Here is a 14,827-nt window from a genome sequence, read left to right as displayed (position 1 = left end):
GATGTCAAACTAATAGTATGCCTATGGATAAATAAAAAAAATTAACATCTGACCCAACTCAATCACTAATTCAATGAATTATGAACATTAACAACAATTTTGAAAAAAGCAAAGAAAACAAAGTTTCATTCACAATCAATTAAAAATTAAAAACATGAAAAAGCAACTTTTATTAATGTTGGCAGCTTTCCTGGCCATAGGTATCTCTACATCCATGGCTCAGTTAGCTCCAAGAACGATCACCTGTCTTCCCGCTGATGCTCTGCATCCTATTGCAGGTACACCTTACACTTATGAAGTGAATGTTCCCACCCCTCCGGGTACTAAGACCTATTTATGGAGAGTTACACAAGACCAGACTTTTATCACAAATAAAGTACTGGTTGCCACCCCGGAAGTTCCCGGTACCAGTGCATTCCTGGCAGCAGCAGGTGCCAATTATAACGTAGGAACAGTTGATGGTAACTCAATTTCACTTACCTGGAACAGTTTTACCTACGATCCGGCAAACCCTGTATTCGTAATCATCAATGTGGTGAATGATAATGGCACCTGTAGCCCTAATAATATGAAGGTTTACAAGATCCAGCCTATCAATGCTTTCACCCTTGATATTGCTAACCTTAATGCAAGTAAAGTGCTTCAGCCGGGTTACGGAACAAACATCGACCGTTGTATCTCCGACATTGTAAGTGCTGATTATGATGCAACAGCACCTGAAGGAGTTATATATGATTTCGGTGCAGATACACTCTATTATGAAGTGTCTGCTGCTAACTGGTCTGTGTCTTGGTTACCCAGCATCACCATTGCCGGTTTAGATCCTGAAGAAACAGTTTCAGAAGTAGTATGGTCTTCCGCTACCTCTTTTGCTGCAACTCATGCAATGACTTTGGCAGCAGGTGTTTATACTTCTGTTGATCCCGTTGTACCTGGCACAGGAACTACCATTGGTGCAGCAGGGGAATCCATCTTTATTCGCATCATCATCGACCATTCAAATGGTGCCAGCAATTACGAAGGACTTACTGCTGAGCAGGTTGCAGTTGCTGTCGATGGTATTACAATGCTGTCAGCTACTCCTCCATTAGGTGACGTTCATCATGATAATGGCCCCAATTCACCTCCTTGTCCAAACCTGGTGGTTGATGGCTTTACCAATGATATCGCCTACCAAACGATCACTCCAAGACCGGATGTACAGGCTGTTACACCAACACCTTTCTTACCGGTTAAGCCATAACGGCATGATCATACCTTGTTGCTTTTTCATACTAATGACTCCTTTTACCTGCAGTTGAATGGCAGGTTAAAGGAGAGGTAGTATGAGAAACAAATAGAATGAGCGGATATAAAACCGGCAGATGCCATGTGAGCCTTGTGGCTCAGGAAAAATACAGGCATTTCCTGGTCGATTTGATGCACTTTCTGTAAGAACTTCAAATTCAGGAGACGATCCTGGAAGAAACATTTCTGAAAGATATGATCTGAAATATGCAATCATGACATCATGAATCATGCACCATAACATGAGTGCAATGGCAGCTTCTCTTTCTTGAAAAGGGTAGGGGCCTTATTGTATTTATTGGAACTGGTATTCATCCGATCATTATAACTGATGTAGGATGAAGATGAGCTTCATGCATTGTATAATCATATCCTGTGATGTACACTAGTATTGCGATTGAATGATTCAAATCTGACTCAATTGAAGTCAAATGAATAGATTCTATAATAAACATGGTCCACTCCCTGGTCATGGCCAGATCTTAACGAGGCATGCAAGGGATGGAATTGGAGCTGATAGTAGCATAACCCATGCAAGAGATGGAACATTTGCCTCTTATAGGGCAATTAAGCTCAGGCAAAGTTCCGGTCCAATGCCCAGGGATGCCACAATCATTGCTGTATTCAAACGGAATAATCGCAGAATTCTCCCTGAACATCATGATCTGATATTCAGTCAAATCTGGCGAAAAATCAGGTTCCGATGGCGAAAAAAGATGGCAGGAAACCGGCCCTTAAGACCGGTAATGGGAGAGGTATGCCCTCTTGGGTCCTACTTAACCTGGAATTAAATGCTTGATAATAATGTGAATAGGTGATAAAATGTAAAAAAAAGAAGTAGAAATGTCAGAAAACTATCCTGGCTGCTCGAAAGTACTTTTTCACGAAAAAAAATAACAGTTACTCGTCTGAATGACACAGTTTAAACACATAGGGTACCGATTATTACTGGTAGGAATACTGGTAATGACTATGGCTTCTGCCATGGCCCAGGTATCTGTGTCAGCTGGTCAGACTTATAACCTTTCTGTGATTGCCGTTCCAGGTGATACCTATTCCTGGGAACTCTATAATGAGGTCGATGGAATTAACCTCGCCAATACTCCCGGAAATTGTCCGAATTCTGAAGCTTTCTTCTTAAATGGTGTCTCAACTGGCCCTGATGTAAGTGTTACCTGGCTCATTCCGGGTACATACTTCTACAAAGTAACTGCCTCACGGGCCGGATGTACAATGAACCTGAAAGTGGGTAAAATGACAGTACTTGAATCTCTTCCAACTGCAGTTATTGCACAACCTGAACCCATCTGTACAGGAGATACCTCTGCACTTAATATCCAGTTAACCGGCGAAGGCCCCTGGTCTGTGACGCTGTTCGATGGAACCACATCTCAAACATACTCTGATATAACTTCCAGCCCTTTCATCATTCCTTTGAATCCTTCGGTAACAACATCTTACCAGGTACTTGAAGTAAGTGATGCTAACGGAACCAATAACGTACCCACACTGCCGGTCGAACTTATGGTTAAACCTCGCCCTGTGAGTTCACATATATATCAATACTGATAGAAATGCATAAAGTGCTCAGATACATATTGTTCGCTATACTGTTGGTGATTGGACTCCAATCATTCAGCCAGTATAGTATCGACAAGGTATGTATTGGAGCCGTTCGCCATTACAGGATCGATGGTGAACCAAATGCAACTTATACCTGGAAGATCGAAGATCCTTCAGGCACTCAAAATATACTTCTAAGTACCGCCGACACAGTTGAAATTGAATGGAATGTCACTGCAGGACTTTATCAGCTTTCTTGCATACAACATTCAGCAAATGATTGTGATGCAGTCATGGAATTAGGTACTATTGAAGTATTTGCTCAGCCTTTTGCTGATGCAGGCCCTGGATTCATATTGTGCAATACTTTACAGGTTTCTGTTACCGGTGCCCAGGCATCCGATTACAGTTATTTAGTCTGGAGTAGCAATGGAGACGGCTATTTCAGTGATTCAAGCCTGCTTAATCCCGAATATTTTGCTGGTCCGGATGATATACTTCAAGGAACAGTCATTCTTACACTAACAGCCTATGGCAATGGGAACTCTAACGCATGTATCCCCTCAACTTCATCACTGGAAGTTACTATCGATAATCTTTCAATCTTATCCGTTCAGGCAATAGATGCCACCTGCGGACAATCAAACGGCAGCATCCAAATCTCAGCCACCGGAACCGGAACCCTGCAGTTCAGCATCGACAATGGAACAAGCTGGTCAACCGACAGCCTGTTTACGAATCTGTCAGCCGGTACCTATAATATAAAGGTAAAGGATGACTTCTGCGAAACACCTTACCTGAATAACCCGGTAATCATCAACAGCCTGGGTGGCCCGCAGATTCTGGCCGTCACTGCAACTGATGCCACCTGCGGACAATCGAACGGCAGTATCCAAATCTCAGCCACCGGAACCGGAACCCTGCAGTTCAGCATCGACAATGGAACAAGCTGGTCATCCGACAGCCTGTTTACGAATCTATCAGCCGGCACCTATACTATTAAGGTAAAGGATGACTTCTGCGAAACGCCTTACCTGAATAACCCGGTAATCATCAACAGCCTGGGTGGCCCGCAGATTCTGGCCGTCACTGCTACTGATGCCACCTGCGGACAATCAAACGGCAGTATCCAAATCTCTGCCACCGGAACCGGAACCCTGCAGTTCAGCATCGACAATGGAACAAGCTGGTCATCCGACAGCCTGTTTACGAATTTATCAGCCGGAAGCTACACTATTAAGGTAAAGGATGACTTCTGCGAAACACCTTATCTGAATAACCCTGTAATTATCAACAGCCTGGGTGGCCCGCAGATTCTGGCCGTCACTGCTACTGATGCCACCTGCGGACAATCGAACGGCAGCATCCAAATCTCGCCACCGGAACCGGAACCCTGCAGTTCAGCATCGACAATGGAACAAGCTGGTCATCCGACAGCCTGTTTACGAATTTATCAGCCGGCACCTATACTATTAAGGTAAAGGATGACTTCTGCGAAACACCATATCTGAATAACCCGGTAATCATCAACAGCCTGGGTGGCCCGCAGATTCTGGCCGTCAATGCTACAGATGCAACTTGCGGACAATCGAACGGCAGTATCCAAATCTCAGCCACCGGAACCGGAACCCTGCAGTTCAGCATCGACAATGGAACAAGCTGGTCATCCGACAGCCTGTTTACGAATCTGTCAGCCGGTACCTATACTATTAAGGTAAAGGATGACTTCTGCGAAACACCTTATCTGAATAACCCTGTCATTATCAATAGCCTGGGTGGCCCGCAGATTCTGGCCGTCACTGCTACTGATGCCACCTGCGGACAATCAAACGGAAGTATCAAGATCAGCGCCACCGGAACCGGAACCCTGCAGTTCAGCATCGACAATGGAACAAGCTGGTCATCCGACAGCCTGTTTACGAATCTGTCAGCCGGCTCCTATACTATTAAGGTAAAAGATGATTTCTGCGAAACACCTTACCTGAATAACCCTGTAATCATCAACAGCCTGGGTGGCCCGCAGATTCTGGCCGTCACTGCTACTGATGCCACCTGCGGACAATCGAACGGCAGTATCCATATCTCTGCCACCGGAACCGGAACCCTGCAGTTCAGCATCGACAATGGAACAAGCTGGTCATCCGACAGCCTGTTTACGAATCTATCAGCCGGTACCTATACTATTAAGGTAAAGGATGACTTCTGCGAAACACCATACCTGAATAACCCGGTAATCATCAACAGCCTGGGTGGCCCGCAGATTCTGGCCGTCACTGCTACTGATGCCACCTGCGGACAATCGAACGGCAGCATCCATATCTCTGCCACCGGAACCGGAACCCTGCAGTTCAGCATCGACAATGGAACAAGCTGGTCATCCGACAGCCTGTTTACGAATCTGTCAGCCGGTACCTATAATATAAAAGTAAAGGATGACTTCTGTGAAACACCTTACCTGAATAACCCGGTAATCATCAACAGCCTGGGTGGCCCGCAGATTCTGGCCGTCACTGCTACTGATGCCACCTGCGGACAATCAAACGGCAGTATCCAAATCTCAGCCACCGGAACCGGAACCCTGCAGTTCAGCATCGACAATGGAACAAGCTGGTCATCCGACAGCCTGTTTACGAATTTATCAGCCGGAACCTATACTATTAAGGTAAAGGATGATTTCTGTGAAACACCTTATCTGAATAACCCTGTAATCATCAACAGCCTGGGTGGCCCGCAGATTCTGGCCGTCACTGCAACTGATGCCACCTGCGGACAATCGAACGGCAGCATCCAAATCTCAGCCACCGGAACCGGAACCCTGCAGTTCAGCATCGACAATGGAGTTAGTTGGACATCTGACAGTGCATTCCTCAACTTGGATCCGGGAACTTACCAGCTCTGGATCAAAGATTCCTACTGTGAATTCCGGGATCATGAACCAATTGTAATACAAGATCTTGCAGGACCACGGATCACTGAAATGAAAACTTCAGGAATAAGTTGTCATGGAGGGAATGATGGTTATGCAGAAGCTATTGTTGAAGGTGGAGTTGCACCAATTACCTATTCATGGAATGATCCGGCAAATCAGCATACTGCCCGCGCTGTCGGTTTGGTAGCTTCTACCTATATTGTTGTAGTTTCTGATATCAATGGCTGCATTGATACAGATTCAATCGTTCTGACACAGCCGGATTCATTGCTTATTTTCCAGGCTGCATTAACACATAATTTATGCTTCGGTGATAAGGCAGGTTCGATTCAATTAGCTGTTTCAGGAGGTATTGCACCTTACGAGTACAGTTGGAATGGCATCGAAGGTAATAATGGAATAGATAGCCTGGGTGCAGGCTGGTACCAACTCCATCTAATTGATCATGCAGGTTGTGAGATCGATACTCTTTTCCGGATTCTGGAACCTGAACGCCTGGAAGCCATTGCTGAAATTACCACAGCCGTTCAACTCATTGGCGGCTCTGCAGAGATAACTGTTACTGCAAATGGCGGATTGCCACCATATGTTGGAACTGGCCAGTTCTTTGTATCTCCGGGTGTCCAAACCTTTACCGTGGTGGATTCAAATTTCTGTACGGATGAAGTAACAATAAATGTTCCTGATGCCGGGAAGCTAATGGCAGAAGATGTGGCAGCCTGTCTCGGAGATTATGTCGAATTACCCATTATGGTATATGGTTTCAAGGACATTGTTTCCTTCGGACTGAATCTGAAATATGATCCGGAAATCATGAATTGTGAAGGATTCAACTATGCTGATCCTGACATTAAAGATGCCTTGTCAGTAAAAGCCGATTCATTGAGTGGCAGGGTTTCCATTCAGTGGACTCAAAGCACTCCTGCTTCCATTGCTGATAGTGGACAACTGATCAGGCTTATTTTCAAAACCAATGAACCTGGAAAATGTCATGTGGATCTTGATGATTCAATACCAGGATATAACATCTTCTTTAATCAGGATCATCACCAGATCAATGTTCAGTTTGAGGCTGGACAGGTGAATGTTATAAGACCTGCTACTGTTGAGATTATTGGGGATAAGATGCTGGAAGCCGGTGATCCACTGGAACTCATTGGGAATGATCTGGACCGGTAACCCTGTGGACATTTCTTGGAAGAGTCCGGGTAATGCTACTACTCATGGCAATTCTCTGACAATTGATCATGTCAGGGAGTCAGACCAGGGATTCTATTCCATTTTTATTATCGACAAAAATGGCTGCATGACCGATGATACTGCCTGGATTAGTGTAGGTAGCCGGCAGCTATCAAGAATCGAAGTACCGAGTGCTTTCACACCTAATGGCGATGGATTGAATGATGTTTTCCTTGCTTATACAAATCTGGATATTGAATTTACATACAAGATGATTGTCTTTAATAAATGGGGACAACAGATATTTGAATCTGATGATATCAAACAGGGATGGGATGGAACCTTTAATGGCCAACCTTGTCAGACTGACCTTTATACCTGGTTGGTTTACTTTAGTGTTCCACCATATTATCAAATGGAACAGGAATCGCCACTCCGCGGTGTTGTGATGCTCATGAAATAATCCTTTAGCTTTTTTATGAAACTCTCTTTTGTCTTAAGAGGGTTAGATATTTTGGGAAAATGTCCCAAAATTGTACTATTTGTAATAAGTATAGATTCCTGAAAAGGTGAAGTTATTATCAATATATTATATATTATATTGAAATACAGGTGTTTGTAAATTTTGGCATAAGAATTGAAATATGCTAATCGCACCTACACAAGATAGACTTTTTAATAAGAATCAAATAGTTTAAAGGTTTTCATAAAAAGTTCATTATCTTTGTATAAGCCTGAAGAAGAATAAGTTTATTCCAATCCGGCTAAGGTTGCAACCCAAGAGTCCTACTGCTTTTACTACTGCTTAGCTAGTTTCACTACATTACTACTACTCTTACAATGCAATCAAAAACGAACATCTTTTTTCTTTTCATACTTCTGGCTGCCTCAATAAGGTCTTTTAGTCAGGATGTTGCGTTTTCCCAGTTTTATGCCAATCCTCTTTATTTGAATCCAGCTCTTGCAGGAGCAAAACTTTGTCCGCGTCTTACCCTTAACTTTCGCAATCAATGGCCTACCATTAGTGATGGCTATGTTACCTATAGTGCTACTTATGATGATCACCTTGAATCTGTTTCAGGTGGTGTTGGTTTGATGGCTACCTCAACAGTGGCTGCAGGTGGAGCTTATAATATTTTCAGCGGAAGCGGAATTTATTCCTATCGCTTGCAAGCATCCAGAAGTCTTGTTTTCAATGCAGCTTTCAAGGTTGGTTATACCCAGTACCGCTTAAATTGGGATAAGTTCGTTTTTGGTGATCAAATCAATGTTAACACCGGTGTGCTTAAACAAACATCCGAAACTGCACCCAGCAGACCTAATTATGGTGATATCGACCTTTCAGCAGGATTTTTGGCTGGATATAAAGAAAGCTTGTATTTTGGTCTGGCTGTTGATCACCTTAACAAGCCGGAAATGTCATTTTACGGAAACAATACCCTAAGAATGGACTACAGACTCACCATTCATGCCGGTGCATTGTTCGATTTTGTTCAGGGTATGGAAGGAGAAGATCTTCGTAATTTCTCCCTTTCACCAAATGTTGTTTACTTCCAACAAGGTAAATTCCATCAACTGAATTTAGGGATGTCAGTAAATATGTATCCTTTTGTAGGCGGCCTTTGGTTCAGGAACAATATTGAAACTTCAGATGCTGTCATCGTATTACTAGGATTCCAGCAAAAACAATTCAAATTAGGTTACAGTTTTGATTATACTATTTCCAGGCTAGGTGTTCAATCAGGCGGAGCTCATGAATTCTCTGTTACATACCTGTTTAATGCACCTAAGAAAAATTTCCATATCAGGGAACTGAAATGTCCCAGCTTCTAATCCCAGCCTTTTTACTCCTTTATTACTTCTGGTTTTCTACTGTTTTCTCAGTGTAAATTGAATCAAAGAGATACCATTCCTATTATCTTTATTTTATTGTAAAAGTTCTCAGGACTTCTCATTAAAACCTGTTTCCTGAAATCAGCTATCTTTACAATTAGATTTAGCACTGAACCACACTAATGATAATAAAACCCGGAAGGATACTCGCATTCCTTTGTGCATTAATTATGCACCTTTCGGTAACTGGTCAGGATTCAGTGGGTTTCGACTGGAAAGATAGTAGCAGGGTATATAGAAAGATTCAGAATTATTCGAACAAAAGAGGATTGACAAGATTGATCTATCCTGTTTTTTTTAAATCGGCCCCTGCTGAATTACAGGATAGAATTGAAGGGCATGATAACAGTAGCCTAACTCCAGCATACCTGGAATGTGAAAATAAAATCATCCGTTCAGTCCGGGTTGAAGTATTGGATCCATTTGGTTACAGGGTATCAGATTCTGCCGGAAAACCTGTAGATAGGGTAGCTAAAACCGGTAATTATTTGCATGTGAAGACTTTGCCTCTTGCTGTAAAGAACTTACTCCTTTTCAGACGGCACCAGGCCTTCGATTCCTTGTCAGTTATGGAGTCATTGCGACTGCTGCGTAAACAGTCTTATGTCAGAGAGGTATATATGGAGCTGGCAGTAGTAAACGATTCCATTAATGTCCTGCTCAAAATTCAGGATGTCTGGAGTATTGTTCCTGATGGAGCCCTTTCCGGGAATCAACTATCTCTTTCGCTTAAAGAACAGAATTTCCTGGGATCAGGTCACCAACTCAGGGTGGAACAAATGAGAAACCTCGATATATTCAGAACCTGGTATGATGTTGGATACCAGATACCTAATGTGTATAATACCTTTATAAGTGCACAGCTTCGGTATTCTCAATCAGAAAATGGGGGTTATAATAAATACCTTCATATCGACCGTCCATTTTATTCAACCTATACACAATGGGCCGGTGGACTTTCTTTGGAGCAGAAATACGGAAGGGATTCCCTTTTACTGACTTCAGGCAAATTCCTTCAGGATTATCGCTTTAACACTCAGGACTATTGGGTGGGAAATTCAATTCCTGTTTTCCGGGGCACATCCGAAGTGGAAAGAAATACACATCTGATACTTTCCAACCGATGGATAAAAAAACGATTCTTTGAAAAACCTTCAGAAACAATCGATACTTCATTCAGATATGCTGATGAATCCCTTTATCTGCTTGGTATAAGCCTTAATTCCAGGAAGTATATTCAGGACCGGTTTCTCTTTCGGTATGGTTTCATCGAAGATATCCCGATTGGAAGGTCATATACCGTATTGGCCGGGATCAGGAACAGGAATTCAGTGGTTTCATACTACCTTGGGTATAAAAGTCTTTGGGCTGATTATTACAATTTTGGCTACCTGGCATTCAGGTTCGAACTAGGTACATTTTATACCGGACTCAAGCGGCAGGAGGGAAGCCTTCTTGCAGGAAGTACCTATTTCACAAAACTCAGGAAGATAGGAAATTGGAAATTCAGGCAGTTTGTAAAATCAGAATTCGTAATGGGCTTCAATCGTTTGCCATTGGAATCGACTTCCTTTAATTCCTATATGGGAAGCAGTGGATTTGACCTGGAAGCACAAATGAGCACTGCTAAGTGTATCCTTACCTTCCAGACGCAATCCTATGCCCCATGGAGTGTCATCGGCTTCAGGTTTGGCCCATACCTGCTTGGTAGTTTAGGTATGATGTCGGATGCCAATGGGAGTTTCAGGGGCAGTAAGATTTATACGCACCTTGGAATAGGAGTGCTTATCAAAAACGATTTCCTGAATGCCAGTTTCTTGCAGATATCACTATCATATTATCCTGTTATACCCTCGCAGGGAAATAATGTGATCAAAATGAACACATTTAACACAAGAGACTTCGGTTTAAAAGAGTTTGAAACCGGAAAACCTGAAATTGTTGAATTTAACTAATCGTTTTAAACATCTTCAGTAGAATGAAAAAGCAACTCAATCCCCTTCAGGATTTCGATTGAAGTTTTAGGATTATTTGTTTAATGGATTGTAAGCCAATTTCTTGTATATCAATCTTGTCGGGATTCTTGAAAATATACCCGGCAACATCATCCCCTGCTGAGAGATTGTCAAAATTGTCCACTTTACACCTGAATACCAGGTCGAGGGTTTCATAAATCACTCCACTGAAAAGATACTGATTCGGATAAGAGCCCATAAAATCCATTGTGGAGATTTCCAGGTCAAGCTCTTCTTTGATTTCCCTTCTTAATGCCTGATCAGCATTTTCACCCATATCCACAAATCCTCCCGGAAGATCAAGCAATCCTTTTCCCGGATCTTTAGCCCTGATAGTCAGTAAGAGCTGACCCTTTTCATTGAAAATTAGCCCAGCTACTGCAGCTGCCATATTGAAATACCAATCGAGCCCACAATCCGGGCACTTCATCGATCTTATACTGGCCTCTTTTATCCGGGCAGATCCACACCTTGGACAAAACTTAAAAACTTGGATGGGGAAGTTTAATTTGCTCATCAGATGCCATAATTAATTGCTATAAACAAGCATCATATAATATTTCAATCGGATGAAATGCCTTCCTTCCGGTGCCATCCTTGATCTGGTGCCTGCAACTGGTCCCGGGAGCTGCTATTATTACGTTTTCTGAAGAATTTCGTACTTCAGGGAATAATACCAGTTCTCCCACTTTCTGGGAAAATTCATAATGCTCTTTCTCATATCCAAAGGAACCCGCCATACCGCAACATCCGGATTTGATTTCTACTATCCTGTAATTGGCAGGTAACGACAACATCTCTTTTGTGGGTCCTGTAGATGCAAGTGCTTTCTGATGACAATGTCCATGCAGTTTAATGCTTTCTTGCCTGCTGGAGAACTGATTCGATTGTATCTTTCCCTTTGCTACCTCCTGCATTATAAATTCATCAAACATCAGGCAGTTTCTTGATAGTTTGATGGCAGCATCTTTTAATTCGCTTCCGACCAGGTCAGGGTACTCATCGCGGAATGACAGAATGGCAGAAGGTTCAATGCCTATCAAAGGAGTCGCATCATTCACCATATCCTTTAAAGAATTCACATTCCGGATGGCGAACTTTTTGGATGCTTTGACTAAACCCTTCGATAAGTAAGTGCGGCCACTTTGTGTATGCGCCGGTATTTCAACTTTGTAATTAAGTTTATTCAGCAACTGTATGGCTTTGATTCCCACGGTCACATCATTGTAATCAGTGAACTCATCAGCGAAAAGATAAACACCTCCATTGCTGAAATTACTTCCCTTATTCCCGTTTATTTTAAGCCAGGCACGAAGGGTATATTTATGAAGTACGGGAATGGATCGCTTAGGTGCAAAGCCTAGTGTTTTCTTAAGCAGGCTGCTGGTCAATGGGTTGGTAACTACCCAGTTGAAAACTGAAGGCAGGATCATCCCGAGTTGGTTAATCAGTGTAATATTGGCTATGAGCCGTGTACGAATGGGTATTCCATGGTTCTTATACCAATGTTGAAGGAATTCAGCCTTGTACCTGGCCATATCAACATTCGACGGGCATTCGCTTTTACAACCTTTGCACGAAAGGCACAAGTCCATCACATCATAAATTTCCTTGTGGTCGAAACGATTGGGCTTCGTTGAATGAGTCAGGTATTCTCTTAAAATGTTTGCCCTGGCTCTTGTGGAGTTCTTTTCATCGAAAGAAGCCATATAACTCGGACACATCGTACCTCCCATGATGGAAGATTTCCTGCAATCAGCTGAACCATTGCACTGTTCGGCTGCCCTCAGCAATCCATGTGTCCTTGAAAAATCGAAATAGGTTTCAGGCTCATCAACCTGTTGTCCGCTGTTATACCTCAGCTGGGAATTCATTTTAGGCGTTCGGGTAATCTTACCCGGATTGAATATCCCTTCCGGATCCCAGCACTGTTTGAGCTCTTCCAGCAAGCGGTAGTTCTTTTCTCCGATCATCAGGGGGATAAATTCACCTCTTAACCTGCCATCACCATGTTCTCCGCTGAGGGATCCCCTGTATTTTTTTACAAGTTTTGCCGTTTCAAGCGCTACGGTATGGAAAAGTTCAACATCTTTTGCTTCTTTCAGATTCAAAACAGGCCTCAGATGAAGTTCTCCCGTTGCAATATGAGCATGATATACACAACTTAATCCATACTGGTCGAGCATCAACTTGAATTCCGCAAGGTATTCAGGTAGCACTTCCGGATTCACTGCGGTATCTTCAACAACTGCCACGGGCTTGGCGTCGCCCGGTACATTGGAAAGCAATCCTAATCCTGCTTTACGCAATGCCCATACTTTATTAATATCTTCACCCTTTATCAAAGGGAAATGGTATCCATAACCCGCAGTCCTGAAATCGGATTCAAGCTTGCTGGCTTTAAAATCAAGTGCTTCCTTAGTTTGTTCTGCCAGTTCAATGATGAGTATCGCAGCAGGATCTCCCTGCAAAAAGAAGCGGTTCTTGTTTTGAGAGATATTTGATTTGGTCTGCTGAAGAATGATGTCATCCATCAGTTCAACAGCAACAGGATTGTGTTTTAATGCCACTAGATTTCCTTTGAAAGCATCTTCAAGTGAACTGCAGTGAACACACAAAAGAGCTTTTTCAGGAGGTGGAAGGGGAACCAAATTGAGCTTGATTTCTGTTATCAGGCATAAAGTGCCTTCTGAGCCTGCAATTAATTTACAGAAATTGAATGGCTGGCTACCGGCAATAAAAGGGTTTGAATCAAGGAGTAAGTCTAAAGCATACCCGGTATTCCTGCGATGAATCGATGGGTCGGGGTATTGTTGAATGATCTCTGATTGATGGCCGGGATCGGATAATATTTCATTAATATTCTGATAGATACTCCCTTCAAGATCTTTCTGAAGACATTTCTTTGCAAATTCTTCTTTTGTCAACGAATTGAAAACCACTTCCTGGCCATTACTTAAAATGGCCTTTATTTCGAGGGTATGGTCACGCGTGCTCCCATAAACTAGAGAATGTGAACCACATGAATTATTGCCTACCATCCCACCAATCATACACCGGCTGGAAGTCGAGGTCTCAGGGCCAAAAAATAATCCTTTCGGCAATAGTACTTTGTTTAATTCATCAAGTACTACTCCAGGTTGAACCCTTACCCAATGTTCAGACTCATTGATCTCAATAATGGAGGTAAAATGCTTTGAAATATCAACAATTATCCCTTTCCCAACGACCTGTCCGGCCAATGAAGTTCCTGCTGCTCTGGGAATAAGAGGTATTTTCATCTGCCTGGCAAATCCAACCAGGTATTTGAGATCGGCATCATCAACAGGAATGGTTACAGCTAACGGAAGTTCCCTGTAGGCTGAAGCATCTGTTGCATACATTAATAGGCTGGCCTCATCAACCAGCACATCTCCCTTAAGGTGAGTTTTGAGTTCCGAAAGTTTGTTATGAGGAATCATATGCGTGATCACTATTCTTTGGTACAAATGCCATGAAAACACTTTCAATACATCATGAAAGACTTCAGGTGATTATATGTAAGTGATTTATTAATAGCAGTATATGACTCAGATAGCTATTCCTCCAAAAGATCTTTCAGTGGCTTGAAATAGTATCTGTCCCATCCATCTGCAATATTTTCAAATGCATCATCAGGAATATCAAGATGCAGAACTTCTACCCTGGTATCCTTACCTTCCGGTTCAAGGGTGATGGTTACAATTGAATTGCCTTCTTCACCTTCAAAATCCCATTTCTGTTTCAAAAGTTTATTAGGTATAATTTCAAGATTAATACCTGTGATATCACCATCCCATAGTGAAAACTCGGTACCGGCTTCCGGAATCATGACAGCCGAAGCCCCGGTCCACATTTCAATGGTCAATGGGTTAGTTAATGCTGTAAAAACATCCTCAGGGAGGGATTTGATATGATAGATCTTTTTTAAGTTCTTCATGAT

General features: G+C 42.6%; 13 protein-coding genes. 8 read left to right on the top strand and 5 right to left on the bottom strand.

The features are described 5' to 3' along the window. The first annotated feature begins 154 nt into the window (after positions 1-154). From IPH84_01585 to IPH84_01570, 4 genes are all read left to right on the top strand, one after another. Positions 155-1,243, top strand: a complete 1,089-nt coding sequence (locus tag IPH84_01585) for a hypothetical protein (protein ID MBK7171933.1) — start codon at positions 155-157, stop codon at positions 1,241-1,243. A gap of 475 nt (positions 1,244-1,718) precedes the next feature. After that, a complete protein-coding gene (locus IPH84_01580; GenBank protein MBK7171932.1) occupies positions 1,719-2,078 on the top strand; it encodes a hypothetical protein in 360 nt (119 codons plus the stop codon). A 121-nt stretch (positions 2,079-2,199) separates the two neighbouring features. Next, positions 2,200-2,856, top strand: coding sequence for a hypothetical protein (locus IPH84_01575; GenBank protein MBK7171931.1), 657 nt, complete (start codon positions 2,200-2,202; stop codon positions 2,854-2,856). A gap of 5 nt (positions 2,857-2,861) precedes the next feature. Then, positions 2,862-4,331 (top strand): hypothetical protein, encoded by a 1,470-nt coding sequence (locus IPH84_01570; protein MBK7171930.1) that lies wholly within the window; start codon positions 2,862-2,864, stop codon positions 4,329-4,331. A 446-nt stretch (positions 4,332-4,777) separates the two neighbouring features. Here IPH84_01570 and IPH84_01565 read toward each other — a convergent pair whose 3' ends face one another. Both IPH84_01565 and IPH84_01560 read right to left on the bottom strand, forming a co-directional pair. Beyond that, a complete protein-coding gene (locus tag IPH84_01565) occupies positions 4,778-4,930 on the bottom strand; it encodes a hypothetical protein (GenBank protein ID MBK7171929.1) in 153 nt (50 codons plus the stop codon). A gap of 84 nt (positions 4,931-5,014) precedes the next feature. Continuing rightward, complete coding sequence (locus IPH84_01560) at positions 5,015-5,167, bottom strand: hypothetical protein (GenBank protein MBK7171928.1); 153 nt, start codon at positions 5,165-5,167, stop codon at positions 5,015-5,017. Positions 5,168-5,827: 660 nt separating this feature from the next. On the opposite strand from IPH84_01560, the gene IPH84_01555 reads away from it, so the two are divergent. From IPH84_01555 to IPH84_01540, 4 genes are all read left to right on the top strand, one after another. After that, positions 5,828-6,958, top strand: coding sequence for a hypothetical protein (locus IPH84_01555; GenBank protein MBK7171927.1), 1,131 nt, complete (start codon positions 5,828-5,830; stop codon positions 6,956-6,958). After that, positions 6,942-7,421, top strand: a complete 480-nt coding sequence (locus IPH84_01550) for a gliding motility-associated C-terminal domain-containing protein (protein ID MBK7171926.1) — start codon at positions 6,942-6,944, stop codon at positions 7,419-7,421. Before IPH84_01555 ends, IPH84_01550 begins: the two co-directional genes overlap by 17 nt. 377 nt (positions 7,422-7,798) lie before the next feature. Then, complete coding sequence (locus IPH84_01545; GenBank protein ID MBK7171925.1) at positions 7,799-8,791, top strand: PorP/SprF family type IX secretion system membrane protein; 993 nt, start codon at positions 7,799-7,801, stop codon at positions 8,789-8,791. Between the two features lie 182 nt (positions 8,792-8,973). Continuing rightward, positions 8,974-10,806 carry a hypothetical protein gene (locus IPH84_01540; GenBank protein ID MBK7171924.1) on the top strand — a complete coding sequence of 611 codons (1,833 nt, stop codon included), beginning with the start codon at positions 8,974-8,976 and terminating at the stop codon, positions 10,804-10,806. Positions 10,807-10,852: 46 nt separating this feature from the next. Here IPH84_01540 and IPH84_01535 read toward each other — a convergent pair whose 3' ends face one another. From IPH84_01535 to IPH84_01525, 3 genes are all read right to left on the bottom strand, one after another. Further along, the gene (locus IPH84_01535) at positions 10,853-11,383 is read right to left on the bottom strand and encodes an NUDIX domain-containing protein (protein MBK7171923.1); all 531 of its coding nucleotides are present in this window, start codon (positions 11,381-11,383) and stop codon (positions 10,853-10,855) included. A 19-nt stretch (positions 11,384-11,402) separates the two neighbouring features. Beyond that, positions 11,403-14,327, bottom strand: a complete 2,925-nt coding sequence (locus IPH84_01530; GenBank protein ID MBK7171922.1) for an FAD-binding protein — start codon at positions 14,325-14,327, stop codon at positions 11,403-11,405. A gap of 116 nt (positions 14,328-14,443) precedes the next feature. Next, positions 14,444-14,824, bottom strand: coding sequence for an SRPBCC domain-containing protein (locus IPH84_01525; protein ID MBK7171921.1), 381 nt, complete (start codon positions 14,822-14,824; stop codon positions 14,444-14,446). Positions 14,825-14,827 lie beyond the last annotated feature (3 nt).

It is taken from the genome of Bacteroidales bacterium (genome assembly GCA_016707785.1).
Classification (GTDB): domain Bacteria; phylum Bacteroidota; class Bacteroidia; order Bacteroidales; family UBA4417; genus UBA4417.
This window is presented reverse-complemented; position numbering and strand designations above follow the sequence as displayed.

Coding starts and splice junctions, on each gene's coding strand:
- IPH84_01585 (MBK7171933.1), top strand. CDS start 155: ATGAAAAAGCAACTTTTATTAATGTTGGCAGCTTTCCTGGCCATAGGT.
- IPH84_01580 (MBK7171932.1), top strand. CDS start 1,719: ATGAATAGATTCTATAATAAACATGGTCCACTCCCTGGTCATGGCCAG.
- IPH84_01575 (MBK7171931.1), top strand. CDS start 2,200: ATGACACAGTTTAAACACATAGGGTACCGATTATTACTGGTAGGAATA.
- IPH84_01570 (MBK7171930.1), top strand. CDS start 2,862: ATGCATAAAGTGCTCAGATACATATTGTTCGCTATACTGTTGGTGATT.
- IPH84_01565 (MBK7171929.1), bottom strand. CDS start 4,930: ATGGATACTGCCGTTCGATTGTCCGCAGGTGGCATCAGTAGCAGTGAC.
- IPH84_01560 (MBK7171928.1), bottom strand. CDS start 5,167: ATGGATGCTGCCGTTCGATTGTCCGCAGGTGGCATCAGTAGCAGTGAC.
- IPH84_01555 (MBK7171927.1), top strand. CDS start 5,828: ATGAAAACTTCAGGAATAAGTTGTCATGGAGGGAATGATGGTTATGCA.
- IPH84_01550 (MBK7171926.1), top strand. CDS start 6,942: ATGATCTGGACCGGTAACCCTGTGGACATTTCTTGGAAGAGTCCGGGT.
- IPH84_01545 (MBK7171925.1), top strand. CDS start 7,799: ATGCAATCAAAAACGAACATCTTTTTTCTTTTCATACTTCTGGCTGCC.
- IPH84_01540 (MBK7171924.1), top strand. CDS start 8,974: ATGATAATAAAACCCGGAAGGATACTCGCATTCCTTTGTGCATTAATT.
- IPH84_01535 (MBK7171923.1), bottom strand. CDS start 11,383: ATGAGCAAATTAAACTTCCCCATCCAAGTTTTTAAGTTTTGTCCAAGG.
- IPH84_01530 (MBK7171922.1), bottom strand. CDS start 14,327: ATGATTCCTCATAACAAACTTTCGGAACTCAAAACTCACCTTAAGGGA.
- IPH84_01525 (MBK7171921.1), bottom strand. CDS start 14,824: ATGAAGAACTTAAAAAAGATCTATCATATCAAATCCCTCCCTGAGGAT.